Annotated in this window: 12 protein-coding genes and 2 pseudogenes; 8 read left to right on the top strand and 6 right to left on the bottom strand. The window is 64.6% G+C overall.

What is annotated here, in order from left to right; translation table 11 throughout:
* Positions 1–939 carry an NAD-dependent epimerase/dehydratase family protein gene (locus tag HIV01_RS11410; protein ID WP_200607204.1) on the top strand — a complete coding sequence of 313 codons (939 nt, stop codon included), beginning with the start codon at positions 1–3 and terminating at the stop codon, positions 937–939.
* Here the strand turns inward: HIV01_RS11410 and HIV01_RS18385 are convergent.
* From HIV01_RS18385 to HIV01_RS11395, 4 genes and pseudogenes are all read right to left on the bottom strand, one after another.
* Positions 916–5,250, bottom strand: coding sequence for a GH36-type glycosyl hydrolase domain-containing protein (locus HIV01_RS18385; protein WP_425600228.1), 4,335 nt, complete (start codon positions 5,248–5,250; stop codon positions 916–918). The two genes, HIV01_RS11410 and HIV01_RS18385, sit on opposite strands and share 24 nt — an antisense overlap.
* Before the next feature lie 67 nt (positions 5,251–5,317).
* Positions 5,318–5,854 (bottom strand): annotated as a pseudogene (locus tag HIV01_RS18380) (glucoamylase family protein); the annotation flags it as partial.
* Entirely contained in the window at positions 5,785–9,858 is a 4,074-nt protein-coding gene (locus HIV01_RS18375; RefSeq protein WP_425600227.1) for a hypothetical protein, read from the bottom strand. The gene HIV01_RS18375 and the pseudogene HIV01_RS18380, both read right to left, overlap by 70 nt.
* Positions 9,859–10,084: 226 nt before the next feature.
* The gene (locus HIV01_RS11395; protein WP_207526938.1) at positions 10,085–10,804 is read right to left on the bottom strand and encodes a TylF/MycF/NovP-related O-methyltransferase; all 720 of its coding nucleotides are present in this window, start codon (positions 10,802–10,804) and stop codon (positions 10,085–10,087) included.
* A 345-nt stretch (positions 10,805–11,149) separates the two neighbouring features.
* On the opposite strand from HIV01_RS11395, the gene HIV01_RS11390 reads away from it, so the two are divergent.
* The 5 genes from HIV01_RS11390 (at position 11,150) to HIV01_RS11370 (ending at position 16,719) form a co-directional block, all read left to right on the top strand.
* Positions 11,150–12,109: a hypothetical protein gene (locus HIV01_RS11390; protein ID WP_200607197.1), complete on the top strand. Its 960-nt coding sequence runs from the start codon at positions 11,150–11,152 to the stop codon at positions 12,107–12,109.
* Between the two features lie 113 nt (positions 12,110–12,222).
* Positions 12,223–13,236: a L,D-transpeptidase family protein gene (locus HIV01_RS11385; protein WP_425600278.1), complete on the top strand. Its 1,014-nt coding sequence runs from the start codon at positions 12,223–12,225 to the stop codon at positions 13,234–13,236.
* 24 nt (positions 13,237–13,260) lie between these two features.
* Complete coding sequence (locus HIV01_RS11380; RefSeq protein WP_207526937.1) at positions 13,261–13,968, top strand: M23 family metallopeptidase; 708 nt, start codon at positions 13,261–13,263, stop codon at positions 13,966–13,968.
* 124 nt (positions 13,969–14,092) lie between these two features.
* A complete protein-coding gene (locus tag HIV01_RS11375) occupies positions 14,093–16,090 on the top strand; it encodes a hybrid sensor histidine kinase/response regulator (RefSeq protein WP_200607194.1) in 1,998 nt (665 codons plus the stop codon).
* Between the two features lie 137 nt (positions 16,091–16,227).
* Positions 16,228–16,719 (top strand): inorganic diphosphatase, encoded by a 492-nt coding sequence (locus HIV01_RS11370; RefSeq protein WP_200607192.1) that lies wholly within the window; start codon positions 16,228–16,230, stop codon positions 16,717–16,719.
* Positions 16,720–16,739: 20 nt separating this feature from the next.
* On the opposite strand, the gene HIV01_RS11365 is transcribed toward HIV01_RS11370, so the two are convergent.
* Positions 16,740–18,005, bottom strand: a complete 1,266-nt coding sequence (locus HIV01_RS11365; protein WP_200608480.1) for a phospholipase D-like domain-containing protein — start codon at positions 18,003–18,005, stop codon at positions 16,740–16,742.
* A gap of 284 nt (positions 18,006–18,289) precedes the next feature.
* Here HIV01_RS11365 and HIV01_RS11360 point away from each other — a divergent pair, with 284 nt between their 5' ends.
* Together HIV01_RS11360 and HIV01_RS11355 are read left to right on the top strand one after the other, a co-directional pair.
* Complete coding sequence (locus HIV01_RS11360; RefSeq protein WP_200607190.1) at positions 18,290–19,060, top strand: hypothetical protein; 771 nt, start codon at positions 18,290–18,292, stop codon at positions 19,058–19,060.
* 225 nt (positions 19,061–19,285) lie between these two features.
* The gene (locus tag HIV01_RS11355; RefSeq protein ID WP_245156785.1) at positions 19,286–21,559 is read left to right on the top strand and encodes a catalase; all 2,274 of its coding nucleotides are present in this window, start codon (positions 19,286–19,288) and stop codon (positions 21,557–21,559) included.
* 31 nt (positions 21,560–21,590) lie between these two features.
* Here the strand turns inward: HIV01_RS11355 and HIV01_RS11350 are convergent.
* Positions 21,591–22,317: pseudogene (locus HIV01_RS11350) on the bottom strand (DUF72 domain-containing protein); the annotation flags it as partial.
* Positions 22,318–22,364: the final 47 nt, after the last annotated feature.

The raw sequence follows: 22,364 nt of genomic DNA, 5'->3' as shown, positions 1-22,364 counted from the left end.
ATGAGGATATTCGTCGCCGGCGCCACTGGAGCCCTGGGCTTGCCACTGGTAAGGGTGCTCGTTGCGCTGGGCCACGACGTGGTCGGAATGACGCGCGCGGGCGCCGGAGTCGATCGCTTGCGCGAGCTTGGCGCCAAGGTAACCACCGCCGATGCGTTCGATTCCGCGGCAGTGCGCATCGCCATTGATGTCGCGCAGCCGGACGTGGTCATCGATCAGTTGACCTGGCTCCCAGCCAACCCCGCCGACATCATCAGGTCGATGCCTGATGACACCCGTCTCCATCGTGAAGGGGGTGCCAATCTACTTGCAGCGTCGCGCGATGTCGGTGTCGGCCGCTACGTGGTCCAGTCTCGCGGCTTCTACCTGGACGCACCGAAGGGGCACCTTGCCGACGAAAGTTCGAGGATGCGGTACGACGCGCCCGGCGAAGTGGGTGAGAGTGCCCGCGTTCTCGGGGCCTATGAGGACGACGTCCTGGGTAGCCCATCGATCGATGGCGTCGTGCTGCGCTACGGATTCTTCTACGGGCCGGGAACGTGGTACCGACCGGATGGCGCCGTAGCCGCGCAGGTACGGAATGGCGAGGTGAAGATCATTGGTGATGGCGGTGCCGTGTGGTCGTTTGTCCACATCGACGACGCAGTGGCCGCGACAGTCGCGTCGCTGACTGCGCAACCGGGCGTGTACAACATCGTGGATGACGACCCGCTGCCCGCGTCTGAATGGCTGCCGGCATTCGCCCGTTGGATCGATGCGCCCCTGCCAATGCGGGTAAGTGTCAAAGATGCCCTCGAGTTTGCAGGTGAGGAAGGGGTCTACTACCACACCAGTTTGACCGGGGCGTCGAACAAGCGCGCCAAGGAGTTGCTTGGATTCTCACCAAGGCCGCTCGCATGGAAAATCCAGGCGCCGTCAGGGGCAAGGCGTCATGGATAGAATTTGGCTGCCGCTTTGATGCCTCATCACCATTGCCTGGTGTTCCGTCAGCATTGCGTCCAGGCGCTGCAGCACATGCGACTGATCGTCCGCTTCGGCCTGGTCCAGTATCTGCTGCGCCAACGCATTGAACTGCGGCCAGAACTGTTCTTCATGACGAAGCCGCGCGAGCCACGGCGGGAGCATGAGCGCGAGCTCGTCGAGACGCACATCCAGTTGCGCCCGCGTGCTCATGGCATGGCCCGCGGCCACCAGGCTTCGACACGGTGGACGCTGCCGTCGTCCACCAGTGGAAACTGGAGGCCTTCCTGTTCCATGCCATCCAGTTCCACGCCATCCAGTACCAAGCCCGCGGTGCCGCCGTCGCGTTGCTTCACATCGATCAGGTAGAGGGTCGTCCCGAAACGGTACTGCAGCTGATATCCCGGCCAGTGGGCCGGCACACATGGCCGCAGTGTCATCACGTTGCCGGTCCGATGCAGGCCCAGTAGTGACTCGGTCAACAGCCGGTACATCCATCCCGCCGAACCGGTGTACCAGGGTCCACCCGCCGCGGCCGACGTGCGGTGGAACTGCATACACGTCGGCAGCCAGAACATACGGTTCCACCTTGTACCGGGCCGCTTCTTCAGCGTCGCGTGCGTGGTGGATGGGGTTGATCATGTGCGCAAGTTCCCACGCTCGGGCCGCGTCGCCCTGATGGGCGAAAGCCATCGCCGCCCACACCGCGGCGTGCGTGTACTGTCCGCCGTTCTCGCGGACACCGGGCACGTAGCCGCGGATATAACCCGGGTCCTTCGCGGTCTTGTCGAACGGAGGATCGAGCAGCTGGATCAGTCCAGCGTCGCGCCGCACCAGGTTGCCGTCCAGCGAAGCCATGGCCTGGCGTGCGCGTGCAGGATCGGCGGCACCCGACAACACCGACCAGCTTTGCGAGATCGAGTCGATCCTGCATTCGTCGCTTTCGGTGGAACCCAGGGGCGTGCCATCGTCGAACCAGGCGCGGCGGTACCACTGGCCGTCCCAGGCGTGGGCCTCCAGGTTTGCGCGCAATTGCTGCGCCTGCTCGCGGCAATAACCCGCGAAGGACTCGTCGCCACGGCCACTGGCGACGTCAGCGAAGCGCTGCAGCCCATCGAAGAGGAAGAACCCCAGCCACACGCTTTCGCCATGTCCGGCCTCGCCGACGCGGTTCATGCCATCGTTCCAGTCACCGGTTCCGATCAGCGGCAGGCCGCGCTCGCCGATCAGGCTGCAGCCACGCCGCAGTGCGAGGACGCAGTGATCGTAGAACGATTGCTGCAGGTTCGAGGCCACCGGCATGTCGTAATAGGATTCCTCGTCGGGATTCACCGGGCGTCCGTCGATGAAGCGCACCCGCTCGTCCAGCACGCTGGCGTCGCCAGTGACCTGCAGATAGCGGCAGGCGGCCAGTGGCAGCCAGAGGTAGTCATCAGAGCAGCGAGTGCGCACGCCGCGTCCCTGCGGTGGATGCCACCAGTGCAGCACGTCGCCCTGCGGGAACTGGTGTGCAGCGCACAGCAGCAGGTGTTCGCGCGTCAGCGCGGGGTTGGCATGCACGGTCGCCATGGTGTCCTGCAGCTGGTCGCGGAAACCGAACGCGCCGCCGGACTGGTAATAGCCGCTGCGTGCGACATAGCGGCAGGCCAGCGTCTGGTACAGCAGCCAGCCATTGGCCAGTGCGTCGACGCTGGCGTCGGGCGTACTGACCTGGACGGTCGACAGCAGGCGGCGCCAGTGGATGCGCAGGGCATCGAGCGCGTCGTGCGCCCGTTGTACGCCCCGCACCTTCTCGGCGATCTGCAAGGCTTCACCGTAATCCTTGCCGATGCCAAGACGGAACACAGTCTCCAGTTGCTCGCCCTCGGCCATGGCCAGTGGGACCTGTATGGCGGCGCACGGATCCAGGCCTACGCCCAATCGGCCGGAGAGGCGCTCACGCCGCAATGCCGCGGGGTCCTGCAGGCTTCCATTGCGGCCCAGGAACTCGGTGCGGTCGGCCGTGTAGCTGCACCCGGTCGCGTCGGTGTCGAAGAATGCGACGCGTCCGCTGAACTCGGTGTTGTAGGGGTTGCGTGCCGTCAGCAGACCGCTGCCGGCGTGCAATTCGCTGACAATGTGCATCTGCGACCTGGACCGCAAGTCGCCCAGCACCCATTCCACATAGCCGACCGCCGCCAGCCTGCGCGAACGGCCGGACAGGTTGCGAAGCTTCAGGACCGAGAACTTCACCGCCTCCTCGACGTCCACATACACCCACAGCTCGCTGGCGATCCCGTCCTCGATGTGCTCGTAGACGCTATAGCCGAATCCGTGGCGGGTGCGGTAGGCCCCTCGTCCGCGCCGCGGCAACGGCATCGGCGACCAGACCTGGCCGGTCTCCTCGTCTCGCAGATAGAACGCCTCTCCGCCAGTGTCGGCCACCGGATCGTTGTGCCAGGGAGTCAGGCGGAACTCGTGCGCATTCTCGAACCAGGTATAGCCCGGCGTGCTTTCGCTGACGACGGTACCCAGCTTCTCGTTGGCCATCACGTTCGACCACGGTGCCGGTGTTGGCGCGCCTTCGCGGGAGACGATCACGTACTCGCGACCGTCGGCGGAGAAGGCGCCTGTGCCGTTGTCGTAGATCAACTCGTTGGCGACCGCGTCGAAGGGCGAGGCGTCGTCCGCCTCGCGGGTGTCCGATGCCGGCGGCAGCCCGGTCGATGCGTCCAGGGGCTGCAGCTCGGGCCGCGTTTCGGACAGGCCTTCGGTGAGCAGCGCAGGGATCGATCGCTCGGGTGGCACGTGGCGGCCGATCTGCGCGGCAAGCGTTCCCTTCTGGTCGCTGATGATCACCCGCGCCACCGACTGCAGCAGAACGCGATCCTCCTGCGACATCTGGTGGGCCGGGCGTACAAAGATGCCGCCGGGGCGGTCCAGCACATTGGCTTCCGGATCGGCCGAGACCATCCCCAGGATCAGATCCTGCAATTGCTGCCGATAGCCCGCCTGGCTCTCGTTCCAGATCACCAGGTCCGCGCGCAGACCCTTGAGCCGCCAGTATGCGTGTGCCTGCACCATCTGCCTGACCAACTCGATGTTGTCGGAATCGGCGATCTGCAGCAGCACGATGGGCAGGTCACCGGAGATGGCATGGCCCCACAGGCCGGATTGGCCGCGCTGGTTCTGCAGCAGCACGTCAGCGTCCGCGCGCAGCAACGGGTGGGCATAGACGATCAACCCGGCGAGGCGCTCGTAGAGCTGCGCATCGGCCTGGGACGCGTTGATCTGGCGCCTGACCACCTGGCTATGGGTCCAGCCCAGGTCGAACACGCGATCGGCCAGGCGGCGGTCGCGGTACTTGTCGATCAGTTGCTCGCAGGCCTCACGGTCGATACCGACGCCGTAAACCATGTCGATCATCGCGGTCTGTTCCGGAGCCAGTTCGATCCGGCAGCGAATGGCCACGATGGGATCCAGCACCGACCCGTCGGTGTCCGAAAGCGCATCATCGGTTGCGAGCGCGCGTGGAGTACGGGGCGTATTGCCACGACCGAGGAACCGCGCCCGATCGGTTTCGTACGAGATGGCGCTGATGTCGGCGTCATGCACGGCGACCAGGTGGAACATCCACGGCGGTACCTCATCGTGGGCTCGCGCCCGGCGCGTGCACAGCAGTGCTTGCTTCTGCCGGACGATCTGCGATTGCACGAACAGGTTGCTGAAGGCCGGGTGCAGCTCGTCGGCAATCGCCGGCGCCAGGACGACCTCGGCATAGGTGGTGATCTCTATCGTGCGCGTGCGCCTGCTGCGGTTGGTCAGGCGCAGGCGGCGCAGCTCGATGTCGTCCTCGGCCGAGATGGCGATTTCCAGATGGCTCTCATAGCCACGCTTGCGCCCGCGGAACTCCGCCTTCGCATCGGAGAAGATGGCCTCGTACTGTTCCACCGCGACGCCGGTCGGCTGCATCGAGGTGGACCAGAACTCGCCGCTTTCGACATCCCGCAGGTAGCAGAAGTTGCCCCAATGGTCGCGCGTGCCGTCCTCGCGCCAACGAGTGACCGCCATGTCCCGCTGTCGGCTGTAGCCGCCGCCCGCGCTGGTGAGCAGGCCGTGGTAGCGGCCGTTGGAAAGCAGTTGCACAGCCGGCCGCGCCGTACTGGCATTGCGAAATACACGCAGCTGGGTTTCCGCCTCGCCGGACGTGGCGCGCCCGCCGCCAACCGTCTCGGCCTCGTGCGGGTGGAATACGCCGGTGTGCGGAATGCGCTCCTGCAACAGCAGCAACGTGGCCCTGGAACTCGGCATCGGCGACGAAGCGCTGTTGCATCGGCTGGTCGCGCAGCAGGTAATCCAGCGACAGCAACCCCATGCCCTGGTGGTGGGCCATGAACGAACGCACCACCACGTACTCCTGGCCGTGCGGTACGCGTGACGGCGTGTAGTCGATGGCTTCGTACAGACCGAAATGGCCGCCGAATCCCTGCGCCGTCAACCGCTGCAGGTTCTGGCATGCCGCTTCGGGCGCGACCATCAGCGCCATCATGCTGGCGTAGGGCGCAATCACCAGGTCCTGGCCCAGGCCGCGCTTGAGCCCGAGCCCGGGCACGCCGAACGCACGGTACTGGTAGTTCATGCGTGCATCGACGGTGTTGTAGCCGGACTCGGACACGCCCCAGGGCACTGCGCGCTGTTCGCCGTGCGTGATCTGCGCGTCGACGGCATGACGCGAGGTCTGGTCGATCAGCGTGTCGCGGTAGCTTGGCATCACCAGCTGCGGCATGAGGTACTCGAACATCGAGCCGCTCCACGACAGCAGCGTGGCATCGCCATTGACCTCGGTCAGCAGCCGTCCCAGGGCGAACCAGTTTCCTGTGGCAACTGGCCCTGGGCGATCGCGACGAAGCTGCATAGCCGCGCCTCCGACGCCAGCAGGTCGTAGAAGCCTGCGTCCAGGCGATGCTCGTCCAGGTTGTAGCCGATGGACAGCAGATGCCGCGATCGGTCGTAGAGGAACTCGTACTCCACCAGCGAGAACTGGCCGGCGACATGGGCCAACCGTTCGAGCTGATGGATGCGTTCGCGTGCGTGAGCCTGGCCCGGCGATCCTGGAAGACCTGCCTGCAACTGGCGCAGCGTGGGTATGGCGCCTTCGACTGCGGCCTGGGTGACGTTGTCTTGCGCAGGCAGGTCGGGGAAGAAGAATCGCAATTCCGCGTGCGCGGACAGGCAGGCCTCGGCCAGCAGACCGGGCCAGTCCGGGACATGGACGTCCTCGCCTGGGGCCGGCCACGCGCTGGCAATCTCGGCCGCTTGTATCACCAGTTGGGCCAGCAACCGGTCGATGTCTTCGACTGTGGGAGCTTGCGCGCGCGCCCGATCCAGCGTCGCGCGGAAATTCACCAGCGCCCTGGTCAGCGCATCGTCACGGCCAGACGCCTGGACGGTTTCCTCCATCACGCCTAGCGTGTCGGCCATCCCCTCGAACGTGCACGGCGCCAGTACGGGTGCATCCACCAGCGCAAGCAATCCCTGGCGCAACGTCAGCAGATGACCCGCCAGGTTGCCGCTGTCGACCGTGGAGATGTAACGCGGCGGCAGTGGTTGCAGCGTCTCGGTGTCGTACCAGTTGTAGAAGTGCCCGCGGTGTCTCGGCAGTGTTTCCAGCGTGGCGAACACCAGGCGCGTGCGCTCAATCACGCCACCCGGTTGCAGGTACCCCAGGTCGTAGGCGGACAGGTTGGCCAGCAGCGACAAGCCGATGTTGGTCGGCGATGTCCGCCGCGCCACCACGAGGGCTGGGTGTTCCTGCACATTGTCCGGGGGCAACCAGTGGTCTTCGGCGCGCACGTAGGTTTCGAAGAATCCCCACGTGCGGCGAGCCAGCCGGCCCAGGAAGGCACGCTGCGAGGTGGACAATTCCGCATCGCGCTGCGCGGGCGGGTGGCCCAGCCAGGCCATGACCACCGGCGACAGCAGCCACAACGCCAGCACCGGGGCCGCCACCCACAACGACGCCGGCTGGATGACGGCAAGAAGGACCGCCGCGGTGACGGCGAATAGCGGAGCGATGGCCATGCCGCGCAGCTCGGCAACCATGCCGCTGCCCAGACTGCGCTCGACCTCGCTGGAAGGGTTCCACTGCAACAGATTCCTGCGGCTGATCAGCAGCCGCCACAGGGTTCGTGCGATCGCCCCCAGGTTGAGGAAAGCTTCGTAGGGCAGGCAGGTCAGGTTGACCGCGGCACGCTGCAACTGGCGCAGCGTGGAGGTGGCGATCCGCAGCAGGTGCGCTTCCAGCGGCATGTCGACCGGAACGACGAAGGCATCGCGCAGCGCCGGCAGCAGCACGGGTAGCAGCCACAGGCACAGCAACCATCCCGTCCATTCCAGCGGATTGGACGAGTACAGCCAGCCTGTCAGCAGGAGGGTTGCGGCTGCCACCGGTACCAGGCTGCGACGCAGGTTGTCGAGCAGCTTGCCGCGCGACAGCCATGACAACGGGTTACGTTCGTAGCCGCCGCGCGCGCGCGGCACCCAGGGCAGCAACCAAGGGAGCAGTTGCCAGTCACCGCGTATCCAGCGGTAGCGCCGCTTCACGTCGGCGGCATAGCGCGATGGGTAGTCCTCGTACAGGCGCACGTCGCTGACCAGGCCGGCGCGCGCGTAGCATCCTTCCAGCAGGTCATGGCTGAGGATGCGGTTGTCGGGGAAGCGGTCGGCCAGCGCGGCTTCGAAGGCATCCACGTCGTAGATGCCCTTGCCGACGAACGAACCCTCGCCGAACAGGTCCTGGTACACGTCCGAGACCGTGCGGGTGTAGGGGTCGATGCCCGGTTCGCTGCCGAACATCCGCGCATAGCGCGTGCTGCGGCGTCCGCTCAGGCTGGTGCCGACGCTGGGCTGGAGGATGCCGTAGCCATGGACCACGCGGCGCTTGCGCGGATCGAAGCGCGCGCGGTTCAGGGGATGCGACAGCGTGCCGACGAACTCGCGGGCGGCATCTCGAGGCAGGCGGGTGTCTGTATCCAGGGTGATGACATAGCGGACATTGCCCAAGATGTCGGTTGCACCAGTGACCAGCAGGAAATCCTCGTCCCCCGAGCCGCGCAGCAGCCGGTTCAGCGCCGCGAGCTTGCCGCGCTTGCGCTCGTATCCCATCCAGCGGCCTTCGCGAGGATTCCATTGGCGCGGACGGTGAAACAGGAAGAAGCGGTCACCGCTCTCCGGCGCGTAGCGGTGGTTGAGCAACTCGATCTGCCGCGCGGCCCTGGCCAGCAGGTCCGCATCGGCCGGAAGCGTCTGCTGGTCCGCATCCAGGAAGTCGGTGAGCAGGCCAAAGTGAAGATGGCTGTCGCGGTTGGCCAGGAAGCGGACTTCCAGCCCTTCCACCAGGCCGTCCACACCCTCGACACTGCCCAGCATGCTGGGCACCACTACGAGCGTGCGTGATTCGGCTGGGATGCCCTTGGAAAAATCCATGCGCGGCAGCAGTCGCGGCGGCACCAGCACGGTGGCGGCCCAGTTGACCAGGCCGATGCCCATCTCGCTGAAGGCCACGACGGCCAGCAATCCCAGCAACCAGGTCGGCACGCCGTGGCGGGCGATGCCGTCGGCTTGCGCAAGCAGTCCCCAGGTGAACAATCCGGTGATGATGGCTATCGGCAAGAGGTAGACCGGCAGCGTGGTGCGACGAGGCGGCAGGCGCACAGGCCGGCGTGCCTTTGCGGCCTCGCCCACCGCGACGCGCGTCTGCGCAACGCCATCGTCGATCAGGTAATAACCGACGTGGGCCTTGCTGTCGGTGATCGTCGTGGCGTCAGCTTCTCCCTGCGCCAACTGCAGCACGATATCGGCAACTTCCTGTTCGGAGATGCCACCGAGCCTGGCGACCTTCTCCACCACATGGCGATAGCTGTCGCGGGTGCTGAAGTCCATGCGCCCGTAGGTCCCGGCGGGATCCTCGCGCAGGCTTCGTTCGACCACGCTCATGTTCTCGACGAACTCGCGCCAGTCCATGTTGGCCAGAAAGCGAAGGCTGCCGATGCTGTTGCTGATCGATACCTGGTCGGCGGCCTGTTGCTGGCTTTCCAGGTGCACCAGTTCCTCGATGCTGTGGCCACTGTCGGCGGCCCACTGGTCCAGCCAGGTCATGGGCATGGAGAACACCGCGCCGCGACCCTGCAATCCACGCGTCAGCTCCGATACGAACGCGCCTGACAGCGGCGGCTCGGAGCGCGCCATGTCGGCCACGACCAGCACGACGTTCTTGGGGTTTTCGGCGGCGGTCGTGTTGAGCAGATTGGCCCACTCGCTCGCCAGCCGGTTGTCTAGGCCATCGCGCATCACGCGCACCGCCATGCGCCTGAGGTTGTCGATCAACGCCAGTCTCAACATGATGGGGATCGCCCAAAGCTCGCCCAGCTTCAGCGGCGTGATCGCTTGATAGGCGGCCACGAAACGACTGATGGTTTGGGCGTCGATGCGGCCATCACCGTGCGCGATGGCTTCCAGCGAAAGGTCGTACACGCGCGGCAGACCGGCCGAGTAACCGTTGCCCAGCGACGGCAGTTCGCGGCTGTATCCCTTTGGAAGATGCCGCCTTGCCGTATGGACCTGCTCCTCGACCAGATAGAAGTTGTCGAGCAGCCACTCGCCGGCCGGAGTGATGCGCATGTTGTCCTGCACCATCCGCGTGAGCATGGCGCAGGCGTCATCCAGCAGGCCTTCGTTCTCCTCGAGCCGGTCGAGCAACCGTTCGGGCCCGGGTCGGGGACGAACGCGGTGGGCACGGGCCAGAGCCCTGCCGTGCAGCTCCATCTGCTCGGCATTGAACAACTGTGAGCGCAGCGGTTCTTCGGCTTGCAGCGTCCGCTTGGTCGCGGCGCGCCGCCAGCGCCACACACGTCGACGCAAGCGAAGCCAACGGCTGAACATCCTCCAGATCTGTGGCATCGGGGAACCTGTTGGCCAGGGGCAGCGGCCGTGGAGGTTATCCTTGCATCCGGGTCAGCACTCGCACGTGAAATCCGGATCACACTTGCCACGTCCGCCAGGATTGCCCTGGCATCTCACGCAAGCCGAAGCCAGGCAGCGACCGTTCGAACAGCAGCGTCTCTGGGTTTGCGCTTCGGAGATTCCTCTACTTCCTTTCCCGGACCAGGTCGCGCGCGCGTCGGGCAATGTCGCCCAGAGGACTCGCGCGTAGGCGCTTGCGAAGCGGCGCAGCAGCCTTTGGAAGGAGGTCGTCGCCAACGACCTGGAAGAGCGGGCGTTTGTCGATCCTCGTTCCCCAGCCGCTTGGCTCCCGCACGAACTCGGCGATCCTGACCGTGCGAAGACCCGTCTCCTTCGACCAGTCCTCGAAGGCGCGCTTCTCGGATTCCTTTTCGCCGAGAAACTCATCGAAGAGAAGAAGGCTTCCCGATCCCAGCAGTGGCGTCAGCCACGTCAGGGCACAAAGCGTGGATGAGTACAGATCCGCATCGAGCGAAGCGAATGAAACCCGGCCAACCCTCGCGGCGAGCTCGGGGGTGAGGGACTGCTCGAAATAGCCCTTCACGATCTCCACGCCGCGGATTCGCGGCGGCTCGCAGGCGAACGTACCGACCTCCGCGTTCTCGAACTTCTCGCTGAGTCCTTCGAAAGAATCGCAGGCATAGATGCGCTTGTTCGAATGCCCCAGCGCGCGGCGCAGGATCCGCGTTGATTCACCCTTGGCGACGCCGAACTCGACGATGTTCCCTGGCACGCGCCGGGACAGGGCAACACAAAGTTCAAGCACGGTCCTCTTGGGCGTGACGGTGATGCGTCTGTCCAGGTACCCCCAATCGTGGACGTCGAGAGCCATATTCACACTCATGTCGAATCTCTCCAGGGCCATCGGGATGCAATGCCGAAGACCCGGTGCTTCGGGCTTTTCGACGCGCCAACGTTAGCCGGCCAAGTGTGAGGCCGCAGCAACAACCGGTGCATCATCGCAGCGATGATTCACCATCGTGAAGTGTTGTCGCGCATTCCGCCACATGGCTGAATAGCGCGCTGCTCGTGCTTGGCGCTTTCAACTTAAGGCGCGATGAAGCGACGCGTGGCATGACGTTGGTCTGGCAGATGCCAACCGCTAGCCTGTGGTCGCGATACCTCATCGGCCGCGAAGACGATTTCAGATGCTCGATGGCCGGATCTTCGTTGGAATGGGAGGAGAGCGATGTCCTTCGAGTACCTGCTCGAGAAGATCAAGGCGGCCGAATTCGAACATGAGCCGTTCCCGCACATCTACATCCGCGACTTCTTCAACGGCCAGCATTTCTCCCGGATCACGGCAGCGCCGGAAATTGCGCTGCATGCCCGGGATTCGGATGACCAGCTCTTCGATGAGTTGTTCGAGGCCGGCTACAAGATCATCGATTTCCCAGGCTGTATCGCCAACAAGGACACCTATGTAAGGTGGCACAGGGTCAAGGGCGCCAGGCAGACGCACAACAACTCGGCCTGCGAAGGTTTCGGGGTGACACTGCGCCTGATGTCTGCGGGGTCGGATTTCATTGCCGAACTGATGCAGTTCGTAAACGGCCGGGCGCTGCAGGAGGTGCTGGCTGCGAAGTTCGGGATCGACCTGGATGATGTTTTCTTTGATGGCGGGATCCAGAAGTACCTGGATGGCTATGAGATCAGCCCACATCCGGACATCCGGAAGAAGGCGCTCACGTTCATGGTGAATATCAATCCAGGGTCCGGCTCGGAGGAAAGGGAACACCACACTCACTACCTCGAGTTCCGGGATGCATACAAGTATGTGCAGGCCTATTGGGAGGGTCATCCCGAGGCCGACAGATGCTGGGTGCCATGGAGCTGGTGCGACACCAGGAAGATGCAGCGGGAGAACAACAGCATCGTGATCTTCTCGCCAACGAACCTGACCATGCATGGCGTCAAGGCCAGCTACGACCACCTGGGCAGTCAGCGAACCCAGCTGTATGGAAACCTCTGGTATCACGTGGACAACGTGACAACCCATCCGGAGTGGGAGGACTTTGTAATCGAACAGGCGAAGCCGAAACTTGCCGCCTCCATCAAGAGCAAGGTGAAATCGGTCATGCCCACGTCGATGAAGGCGTATATCAAGAGCCGCATCACCGGCGGAAAGCATGTGGCCAGGAAGATCTGACAGGTCACTTCGCCGATCATCCGTGGCGTGATGCGAACGTGACGCGCGAGCTTCAGCTGTCGGACAGTCTGGACGCACTGTTTTCACATCACGGGCGGAAGCCACCACGCAGCATGCAGGCCAGTCCATCCGCCTGGTCTCCCATGAAATCAATCCTGCGATCCGCGGTGCTGTCTGCTCTCATCCTGCCAGCGTTCTCTTTTGCACAGAGCGTTACCTCGGGAGCTCCAGTGCTGCTGCGCGCCCTGGAACCGTCCCCGATTCAAGGCGATCCAAAGGATGACGCCAACGCTCCTGCCTGGCTGCGCGTGCAGATACTGCTCGATCGAATGCAGTTCGGCCCGGGCGAGATCGACGCCAGGTGGGGCAGCAATACCGAGCGCGCAATCGCGGCGTTCCAGCGCAGCCGCGACCTGGAAACCAGTGGTGCTCTCGATGAGGCCACATGGCAGGCGCTCAACACCGACGCCTCGCCGGTGCTGGTGGAGTACCGCCTCACGGCCGAGGACGTCGCCGGCCCGTACAGTGCGATGCCGGACGACATGATGGCAAAGGCGGCCCTGTCGCGACTGGGGTTCGCCTCGCTGGTCGAAGCGCTGGGCGAGCGCTTCCATTCGAGTCCCGCGCTACTGAAGGCGCTCAATCCCAACGCAGACCTAACGCGCGAAGGCACTGCACTGTGGGTGCCGGACGTGCAGGCGACCGAGCCTGCCAAGGCGGCTTCGGTGGTTGTCGACAAGTCGGATGCATCGGTCATGCTCAGGGACGACCAGGGCCGCGTGTACGCGCGATATCCCGCATCCACGGGCAGCGAGCACGATCCTTTGCCCATCGGAAACTGGACGATCAAGGGCGTCGCACGCGATCCGCATTTCCAGTACAACCCGAAACTGTTCTGGGACGCCGAGCCGGGTCACAAGGGGGCGAGGATCGCGCCTGGCCCGAACAACCCAGTGGGTGTGGTGTGGGTAGACCTCAGCAAGGACCACTACGGCATCCACGGCACGCCGGAGCCTGGCATGGTGGGAAAGACCGAATCGCATGGTTGCATCCGCATGACCAACTGGAATGCCGCCGCGCTGGCGAATGCGGTGGCGCCAGGAACGCCGACGCTCTTGCAGCAGTGACGCGCACATACCATGGAGGCTCAGATGCCCCGAACTGTTCTGGTGTTCCTTCTGATCGTGCTGGCAGGTGCGAACGTGGGTCTGTACCGGTACTGGCATGATCGGCCTGAGGGAGTTGCCGCTGGTTCTACGTTGCCGGCGTCCGCGGCTGGTCCAGTCGCGGCCTCAGCGGCAAGCCGCGCAGCAACGCCGGTGGCATCCACGAGGTCGGATTCGACCACTGCGGTGACAGCCAGTGCCCCGCCTCAAGTTACCGCCGCGATGCCGGTCCCCGCAGGCCATGCCGGCACCGGACTCATGGTTCCGGTGCAAGGCGTTACCGCGGCGGAGCTGCATGACACTTTCAGCGACGCCCGCGCGGCGGGCCGTGTGCACGAGGCCATAGACATCATGGCTCCGCGAGGGACCGCGGTGCTCGCGGTGGCCGACGGCACGGTCGCGAAGCTGTTCACCAGCGTGCCCGGCGGCCTGACCATCTACCAGTTCGAACCCAGCGGCCGCTACGCGTACTACTACGCGCACCTGGACCGTTATGCCGAAGGTCTGCGCGAGCATGAGGCGATCCGACGTGGCGACGTGGTTGGGTACGTCGGCAGCACCGGCAACGCTGACCCGTCTGCGCCGCACCTGCATTTCGCCATATTCGAGCTAGGCCCGGAACGGCAGTGGTGGAAGGGCACCGCGATCAATCCGTACCCGGTCCTCATGGGCGCCCAAAGACTTGGCTCCTGATCGTTGCTGCACTGCAACAGCCCTGGCTTGTGGCTTGGCAGGCGCAAGTAACAGCGAGACGCCCGCTCCACCAGGGTCCAAATGCTGTTGTAGCCTAACCAGCCGTCGACCTCAGCCAATGCCCATGGGTACGCGCGATCTGAACCGCGTTTTCGAGAGTCTGCAAGGCGATTCGGCTCTGTTGCGGGCAGGCCCGGGATTTCCGATTGTTGCCATCACCCCGCAACTGCGGTCCATGGCGGCAGACCCGGGAAACACGCTCGGCCGTCCCTACTTTGAGTTGTTCCCCGACTCTGCGCAGGCGCCAGGGAGCGTGGCCACGCTGAATGCTTCTTTCGAGCGAGTGATCCGTACCCGGTCGACCGACCGCCACACGCAGCGACTCGACATCGTTGATCCCTCCACCGGCCATTTCGTGGAGCGCCACTGGTCATCGGTCAACAGTCCGATCCTCGATGACGCCGGCGAGGTGGAGTACATCCTCCATCAGGTCCAGGTGGCGGCGACCGGGCGCGGCCACGAGTCAATGGCCTTCCTGGATGCGAGGCGTGCCGAGCAGGACCGCGACCGGGTAGCTGCCCAGTCCGAACATCAGCGCCGCATCTACGAAACCGCACTCAACAACACGCCGGATTTCGTCTACATCTTTGGCACCGATCTGCGCGCCATCTACGCCAATGACTCGCTACGGAAGGTCTGGGGAGTCGAGGACGTGCGCGGGAAGGTGTGGATGGAGCTGGGTTACGAGCAGTGGCATGCGGACATGCACGATCGTGAACTGGCGCAGGTCATCGCCACCAAGGCGCCGATTCGTGGCGAGATCCCATTCACCGGCACCAACGGCCGTCGCATCTACGACTACATCTTCGCCCCCGTTCTGGATGGCGCCGGCAACGTGGTCGCCGTAGCGGGAACGACCCGGGATGTCACCGATCGCCAGGCCGCCGAGCAGATCGTGCGCGAACACGCGGATCGACTGGCGGAGGCCGACCGGGCCAAGAACGAGTTCCTGGCGACGTTGTCGCATGAGTTGCGCAATCCGCTCGCGCCCCTGCGCAACGGGATCCAGATCCTGCGCCACACCACCAGCGCCGACAGTCCGCATGCCCAGATCCACGAAGTCCTGGAGCGGCAGGTCGACCATCTCGTACGCCTGGTCGATGACCTGATGGACGTGTCCCGCATCACTCACGGCAACGTGTCGTTGCAGTCCGAGCCGGTCGAGCTCAGGACGGTGGTGGAGAACGCGGTGGAAGCGGTGCGACCGGAAATCGACGCCGGCCACCATCGGCTGTCCATCGAACTGCCGGATGCCTCGCTAGTGCTGCACGGGGATCGCGTGCGCCTGTCGCAGATCCTGACCAACCTTCTGAACAATGCCGCGAAGTACTCGGAGCCGGGCAGCGCCATCGTGCTGCGTGGCCTCGTCGAGGATGGCTCGCTGTCGCTCTCGGTGAGCGATCACGGCATGGGCATGGAGCCTTCGGAAATTCCGCACCTGTTCGAGATGTTCACGCGCGGAGGGCGGGCCACCTCGTCCCATCATGAGGGGCTCGGAATCGGCCTGGCACTGTCCCGGCGCCTGGCGGCCTTGCACGGAGGCTCCCTCGATGGAACAAGCGGCGGGCCGGGCAAGGGAAGCATCTTCACGCTTCGATTGCCCTTGTCCGGCGACGCCGACGCATCACCGACGGGCGCGGGGCGGCGTGATGTGGTCGTCAACCTCGGCCTTCGCCTGCTACTCGCCGACGACGATACCGACGCCGGCGACAGCCTTGCCGAGGTGCTGCGTCTGTCCGGCGCCGAAGTCCATGTCGTCGACAACGGTGGCGACGCCCTGAACCAGTTCGAGAGCATCGATCCGGATGTCGTGATCCTCGACATCGGCATGCCTCGCATGACCGGCTACGACGTTGCCCGTGCGCTCAGGGCACGCGGCGTGGAAGTGCCACTCATCGCATTGACCGGCTGGGGCCAGCCCGCCGACCGCGAGCGGGCGTTTGCTGCGGGTTTCGATCACCATCTGGTGAAGCCGATCGCGATCTCCGTGCTCGTCAGTCTGCTGGCATCCCTGGAGGCATCGACCAAGCGCGTGCTACCCGGGCGCATGCGCGGCCTTTGAGCTGTTTACGCGGGGTCTTCACCTTCTGCGGGCCAGACTTGGACTAAATGCCGAGCTCCGCCATGCCTGACGTTCCTGCCCATACTCCGGTGCCACTTGCGCTGGGTTCACTGCCTGCGCTCGATTCGAAAGGGCGCGTGCAGGCCGTGATCGAGGCTGCGGCCGGTTCGCGCAACAAGCTCAAGTTTGATACCGCGACGGGCGTGCTGATGCTGCACACCATGCTGCCACTCGGAGCATCATTCCCTTACGCGTTCGGTTTCGTGCCATCGACGCTGGGCGAGGATGGCGATCCGCTCGACGTCATGGTGTTCCTCGACGAACAGGTGCCACCAGGCGTCGTCGTGCCATGCAGGCTGGTAGGTGTGATCCTGGCGACGCAGACCAAGGACGGCGCGGTCATGCGCAACGACCGTCTGCTTGCGGTTGCCGACAAATCGCATTCCTACCGGCGCGTCAACGCATTGGCCGACCTCGACCGGAGCGTGCTGGAAGAGATCGAACGCTTCTTCATGTTCTACAACGCGCAGAAGGGCGAGAAATTCACCCCGCTGGGGCGCCAGGGCGCGAAACGCGCCGAGGCGCTCACGCGAAAGGGATGCCGGGAATTTGCCGGGCGGCTTGCCTGATCGGCGGAACGTCTCGTTGGCTACAACTGAGACCGCAGCGGAATCACGAACTTCTCCAGCAGCTTCTCTTTCCACGGACGGCGGGTCCATTGCTCGAGCGTATAGGGTGTCGAGTGCGCCAGATCGTCCTCGAACACGCCGGTCATCTCCTGCGCGAAAGCCGGGTCGTAGGCGTTGAGGCTCGCCTCGTCGTTGAGCTGGAACGAACGGGCGTCGAAATTGGTCGATCCCACCGACACCAGGTGCGTGTCGATGACCAGCAGCTTCACATGCATCATGGTGGGCTGATACTCCCAGATCTGCACGCCGCGACTGAGCAGGTCGCCCCATTGCGCCTTTGACGCGAGTCGAACCGCGTCGGAATCGATATGCGGGCCAGGCACCAGGATGCGAATCCGCACGCCGCGGTCCCGGGCCTCGATCAATGCGCGCTGGGTCAGCTTGTCAGGAACGAAGTACGCCGCAGCCAGGTCGATGGACTTCGTGGCGGCCGCGATGGACAGCAGGTACATCAGGTGCATGCTCTCGCTGCCACCGGACGGTGAGCTGACGAAGACCTGGGCATCCACGTCGCCGTAGCGGTCGATCGCCGGGTAATACGGCGCCCCATTGAGGATGTGTCCGGTCATCTTGATCCAGTTGTCGCTGAAGGCCGCCTGCATCTGCGCCGCGGCAGGACCCTCGATGCGGAAATGGCTGTCGCGCCAATGCTCCGGGTCCTGCGCATGTCCCTGCCAAAGGTCGGCGATGCCGACACCGCCGGTGAATGCGGTGTGCCCGTCAATCACCAGCAACTTGCGATGGGTGCGGTGGTTGATGCGGTCAAGGCTGTACCAGCTCAAGGGGCGGTACCGCTCGACGTGGACACCGGCCTGTTTCATCTGCTCGATGATGGCGTCGTCCATCTTGTTGCTGCCCAGCCAGTCCAGCGTCACCTTGACGTCGACGCCGGCCCGCGCACGCCGGGCGAGTGCTTCGCTGAACTTGCGGCCGATGTCGCCGGACCAGTAGATGTAGGTTTCGAACGTGATGGTTTCGCGCGCACCCTCGATCGCCTGCAACATCGCCGGAAAGATCTGGTCACCATCGCGCAGATGGACGATCCGGTTACCGGGGACCACCGTCGGGCCCAGCATCACGCCCATCTCCCGGCGGAACTGCGGATCGCTCACGGCATAACGGTGCTGCACGACCCGCTGCACCCGCTTTTCCGAGCCGGTGAGGTTGGTGAAGATGATGACCGCGGCGAGGGTTGCTACTACGGTCAGGACGATGGTGGCCAGCATATGTTCGCGTATCCAGTGGGTCATGGCGCCGACGCTCGCAGGGGAGGGGCAGGCCGGAACCTGCAGCGAAAACGCTGGGTCTGGCCAGGGCTCGACTCGGTGCATGGATAGCGGACGGCGAGTGTAGGTGGCGTCACCCGGCTTCCCGGCGGCCCGATCCGTCCCTCGATCGGCAGAAAGATAAGCCGGCGTTGTTCAGCGCCCGTTCTCTTTCACGGGGGGTTGCCCACAACGTGCTCACTGCCGGCGGACAACAGTCGTCGCTCCACAGTCGGAGCAACCGCATGAACACCCAGCATGACAAGGACCTCAATCGCGATCCCATCAGCGGAACTCCCGGATCGCATCCGGTCGGCGTAGGCGTAGGCGGTGTGGGCGGTGCTGTCGGCGGCGCGGTCATCGGCGCAATCGGTGGCCCCATCGGCATGCTGATCGGCGGTGGCGTCGGCGCGATCGCCGGTGCGCTGGCGGGCAAGGCCGTTGCAGAGCAGCTCGATCCCACGCTGGAGAACGAGTATTGGAGCACGCAGTACAAGACGCGCCCCTACTACGACCCGCAGTACGACTATCAGAGCGACTACGGCCCGGCATTTGCCCTTGGTGCGACGACACGCTCCCAGCTGAGCGATCGCGGTTGGGACGAATCGCTCGAGGACGACCTGCGGCAACGCTGGAACGAAGCGAGGGGAACGTCCAGGCTCGACTGGGAGACCGCTCAAGGCCCAGTCAGGGATGCATGGGAACGCAGCGACCGCACGCATCGTGCGTTCCGCGAGGCCGACCAGTACTACGGCGCTCAGTTCGACCAGGCGCCGTACCGGGTTTCCGGCGCATCGTTCGACGACTATCGCCCGGCCTATCGCTATGGAACTGCCGCGCGCACGCACTACCCGGACCAGCAGTGGGACGAAGCCGAGCCGAAGCTGGAACGGCAATGGAACGCCATCAAAGGCGATTCGCGCCTGACCTGGAACGACGCCAAGGGCGCGGTCAAGGACGCCTGGCATAACGTCGAGCGCGCATTGCCCGGTGACGCTGATCGCGACGGGCGCTGAGCCGCGCCACGCGGACAAGCCGCTGTGCCGGTTGGACGAGCAGCAGTCACTCGCGCTCGTCCAACTCTCGACGTTCAGTTACACGCCCTTCAAATCACGGGTCTGTCATAGCAGCGCCTCTACTGTTTTCGCCTGCCTCCGACATGGACCGCACCAATGGCTACGCGAAAAGACACATCCCGTTCGGGCCGGACCAAGGGCAAGGCGCGGGCGCCAGTCGGGCCGATGGCAGAGCAGGCACGTGAAGTCGAAGACATCGCATCGCTGATGCCTTTCAACGAGAACAAGGCCACCGAGTACACGCGTGAGGGCGCATTGGATCCGCCGGAAGGCACCGTGATCACGCCGCCTTCGGAACTGGCCGGCGCGAGCACTGTGTCGGAAAACCAGGAAAACGCGAAGGCCGGAGCACCTCCCGCGTCAGGTGCCAATCCCACCGTAGCGTCCCTGGATCGCGTGAGGATCGATGCGAGCGGCCAGGCCTTGACCACCAACCAGGGCGTCCCGGTAGCGGACAACCAGAACTCGCTGAAGGCGGGGGTGCGCGGACCGGCGCTGCTGAAGGATTTCATCCTTCGGGAAAAGATCACGCACTTCGACCATGAGCGCATCCCTGAGCGGATAGTGCACGCGCGTGGCTCCGGAGCACATGGTTTCTTCGAGTGCTACGAACCACTGGACGACGTCACCCGCGCCTCGCTGTTCCAGGAAGCCGGTAAGCGAACGCCGGTGTTCGTCCGGTTCTCGACCGTGGCAGGCGAGCGCGGATCGAAGGATACGGCGCGCGACGTGCGCGGCTTTGCCGTCAAGTTCTACACCGACGAAGGCAACTGGGACCTGGTGGGCAACAACATCCCCGTCTTCTTCATCCAGGACGCGATGAAGTTTCCGGATCTCGTGCACGCGGTGAAGCCAGAGCCACACCATGGCATGCCGCAGGCGGCATCGGCACACGACACCTTCTGGGATTTCGTGTCGCTGATGCCCGAATCCACCCACATGCTCCTTTGGGTGATGTCGGACCGGGCGATCCCGCGCAGCTTCCGGACGATGCAGGGGTTTGGCGTCCATACCTTCCGCTTCGTCAACGAAGATGGCGACTCGACCTTCGTCAAGTTCCACTGGAATCCGAAACAGGGCACGCACTCGCAGGTCTGGGACGAGGCGGTCAAGGTGTCGGGCGCCGATCCGGATTTCCACCGACGCGATCTGTGGGAGGCCATCGAAGCCGGCGACTTCCCGGAATGGGAGCTCGGCGTGCAGCTCTTCACCGAAGAGCAGGCCGAGTCATTCTCGTTCGACGTGCTCGACGCCACCAAGATCATTCCCGAAGAACTCGTGCCGGTGCAGCCGATCGGGCGGCTGGTGCTTGATCGCAACCCGGACAACTTCTTCGCCGAGACCGAGCAGGTTGCCTTCTGCACCGCGCACGTGGTGCCCGGTATCGACTTCAGCAACGACCCTCTCCTGGCTGGACGCATCCACTCCTATGTGGATACCCAGCTCACGCGTCTGGGCGGGCCGAACTTCCACGAGATTCCGATCAATGCCTCGATCAGTCCGGTGCACAACAACCAGCGCGATGGCATGCATCGCCAGGGCATCCATCGTGGCAGGGTTGCCTATGAGCCCAATTCGCTGGCCGGCGGCTGCCCTTACCAGGCCGGCAGCGCGGGGTTCGTCCCGTTCCCGGAGCCCATCGAGGCAGACGAGGTGCGCGGCAAGCCGGAGAAGTTTGCCGAGCACTTCAACCAGGCCACGCTGTTCTTCAACAGTCAGACGCCCCCGGAGCAGGCCCACATTGCGGCAGCTTTCCGGTTCGAGCTTTCCAAGGTGACAGTGCCTGCCGTCAGGCGGCGTGTCCTGTCGATGCTGCGCAACGTGTCGGAGGACCTCGCCACGCAAGTCGCGGAGGGTCTCGGGATGCCGCTACCGGAAGCGATGCCGCGGGCGATCGAGCCGCCCACGCCTGAGATCGACCAGTCGCCGGCGCTGTCACTGACCGCCAGGCCCGGGCAGGTCGGAGTTCGTAGCCGCAAGGTCGCCATTCTGGTTGCACCGGGTGTTGATGCGGGGCAAGTGGAACGGTTCCGGGGCCCGTTGCTGAAAGCGGGCGCTGTAGTGCGGCTCGTCGGCCCACGCATCGGTCCGCTGGAAGCCGCGGGGCGTGAAGTGCTGGAGGCTGATTGCTCACTGGAGAATGAACCGGCCGTGGTGTTCGACGCGATGGTCATTCCCGGCGGCACCGCACACGTTGAAACGCTGATGAAGGATGGTCGTGCCACGGAGTTCCTCAAGGACCAGTACCGACATTGCAAACCCATTGCCGTCCTGGGCGAGGCGGTTGGACTCGCGGAGAGTGCAGGCGTCCTTCGCGACGACGCGGACAGCGGCTTGTTCCTCCAGGGCGAGGGCGAATCCAGTGTCGTCGCGAAGTTCATCGAGGCCGTGGCCGCGCATCGCCATTTCGCCCGCGAGAAGGATCCGCCGCTGGTCTAGACGTGGAGGCGCGCGTGCGCTTGCTGGACTTTCCACGCGCTGCCAGCAGTTTCTGGAGCCGCGCCGCATTGGCGATCGCGAAATCGTGTGCGGTGTTGTCGAAGATGACCCAAGGTGTCACGTCCTTGCGCTTGCGTACCTCGACTGCCAATGCTTTCAGGTCGTCTTCCGAGTAGGCGCTGTAGTACATGCGCGGCGATCCATGCCATCGCCAGTATGGCCAGCCTGTCCCGGCGCTGGGCCGATCAGCGCCCTCGGCGCGCGGGGGATCAACGGCAACCCGGCCTACCTCGAACCGGTCCAGCATGGCGGCGCCCTTCAAGGTGAACCAGCTGGCATGACGCGGTTCGACCACCAATGGTGCGCCGCTCCGGGTGCGGAAGGCGCGGAAGAACGACGACGCCGTGCGCATGTCCAAGGCCAAGGCTCGGTGGCAGTTGCAGCAGGAACCCGCCGAGCTTCCCGCCCAGCTCTTCGGCTTCGGCAAGGAAGCGGTCGAGCGCGGCGCCGGTACCGCGCAGAGCCAGGTCGTGGGAAATCGTCCGCGGAATCTTGACCGAGAAGCGGAAGTGGGCCGGCACCGAGGCTGCCCATCGCGCATAGGTCTTGCCTTGGTGCGGACGGTAGAACGACGAGTTCACTTCCACCACCGGAAATCGGGTGGCATAGCGTGCAAGCATGCTGTCGCCTTCTCCGAACAGCAGTGCATGCCGGCGCGATATCGACCAGCCGGCACAACCGACGACGCCATGATGCATGCGGCAGGGTCCCGAACGCAGGGCGGCCAGTATCGTGGCGGCCTCGT

This window comes from Lysobacter arenosi, assembly GCF_016613475.2.
GTDB lineage: Bacteria > Pseudomonadota > Gammaproteobacteria > Xanthomonadales > Xanthomonadaceae > Lysobacter_J > Lysobacter_J arenosi.
This window is presented reverse-complemented; position numbering and strand designations above follow the sequence as displayed.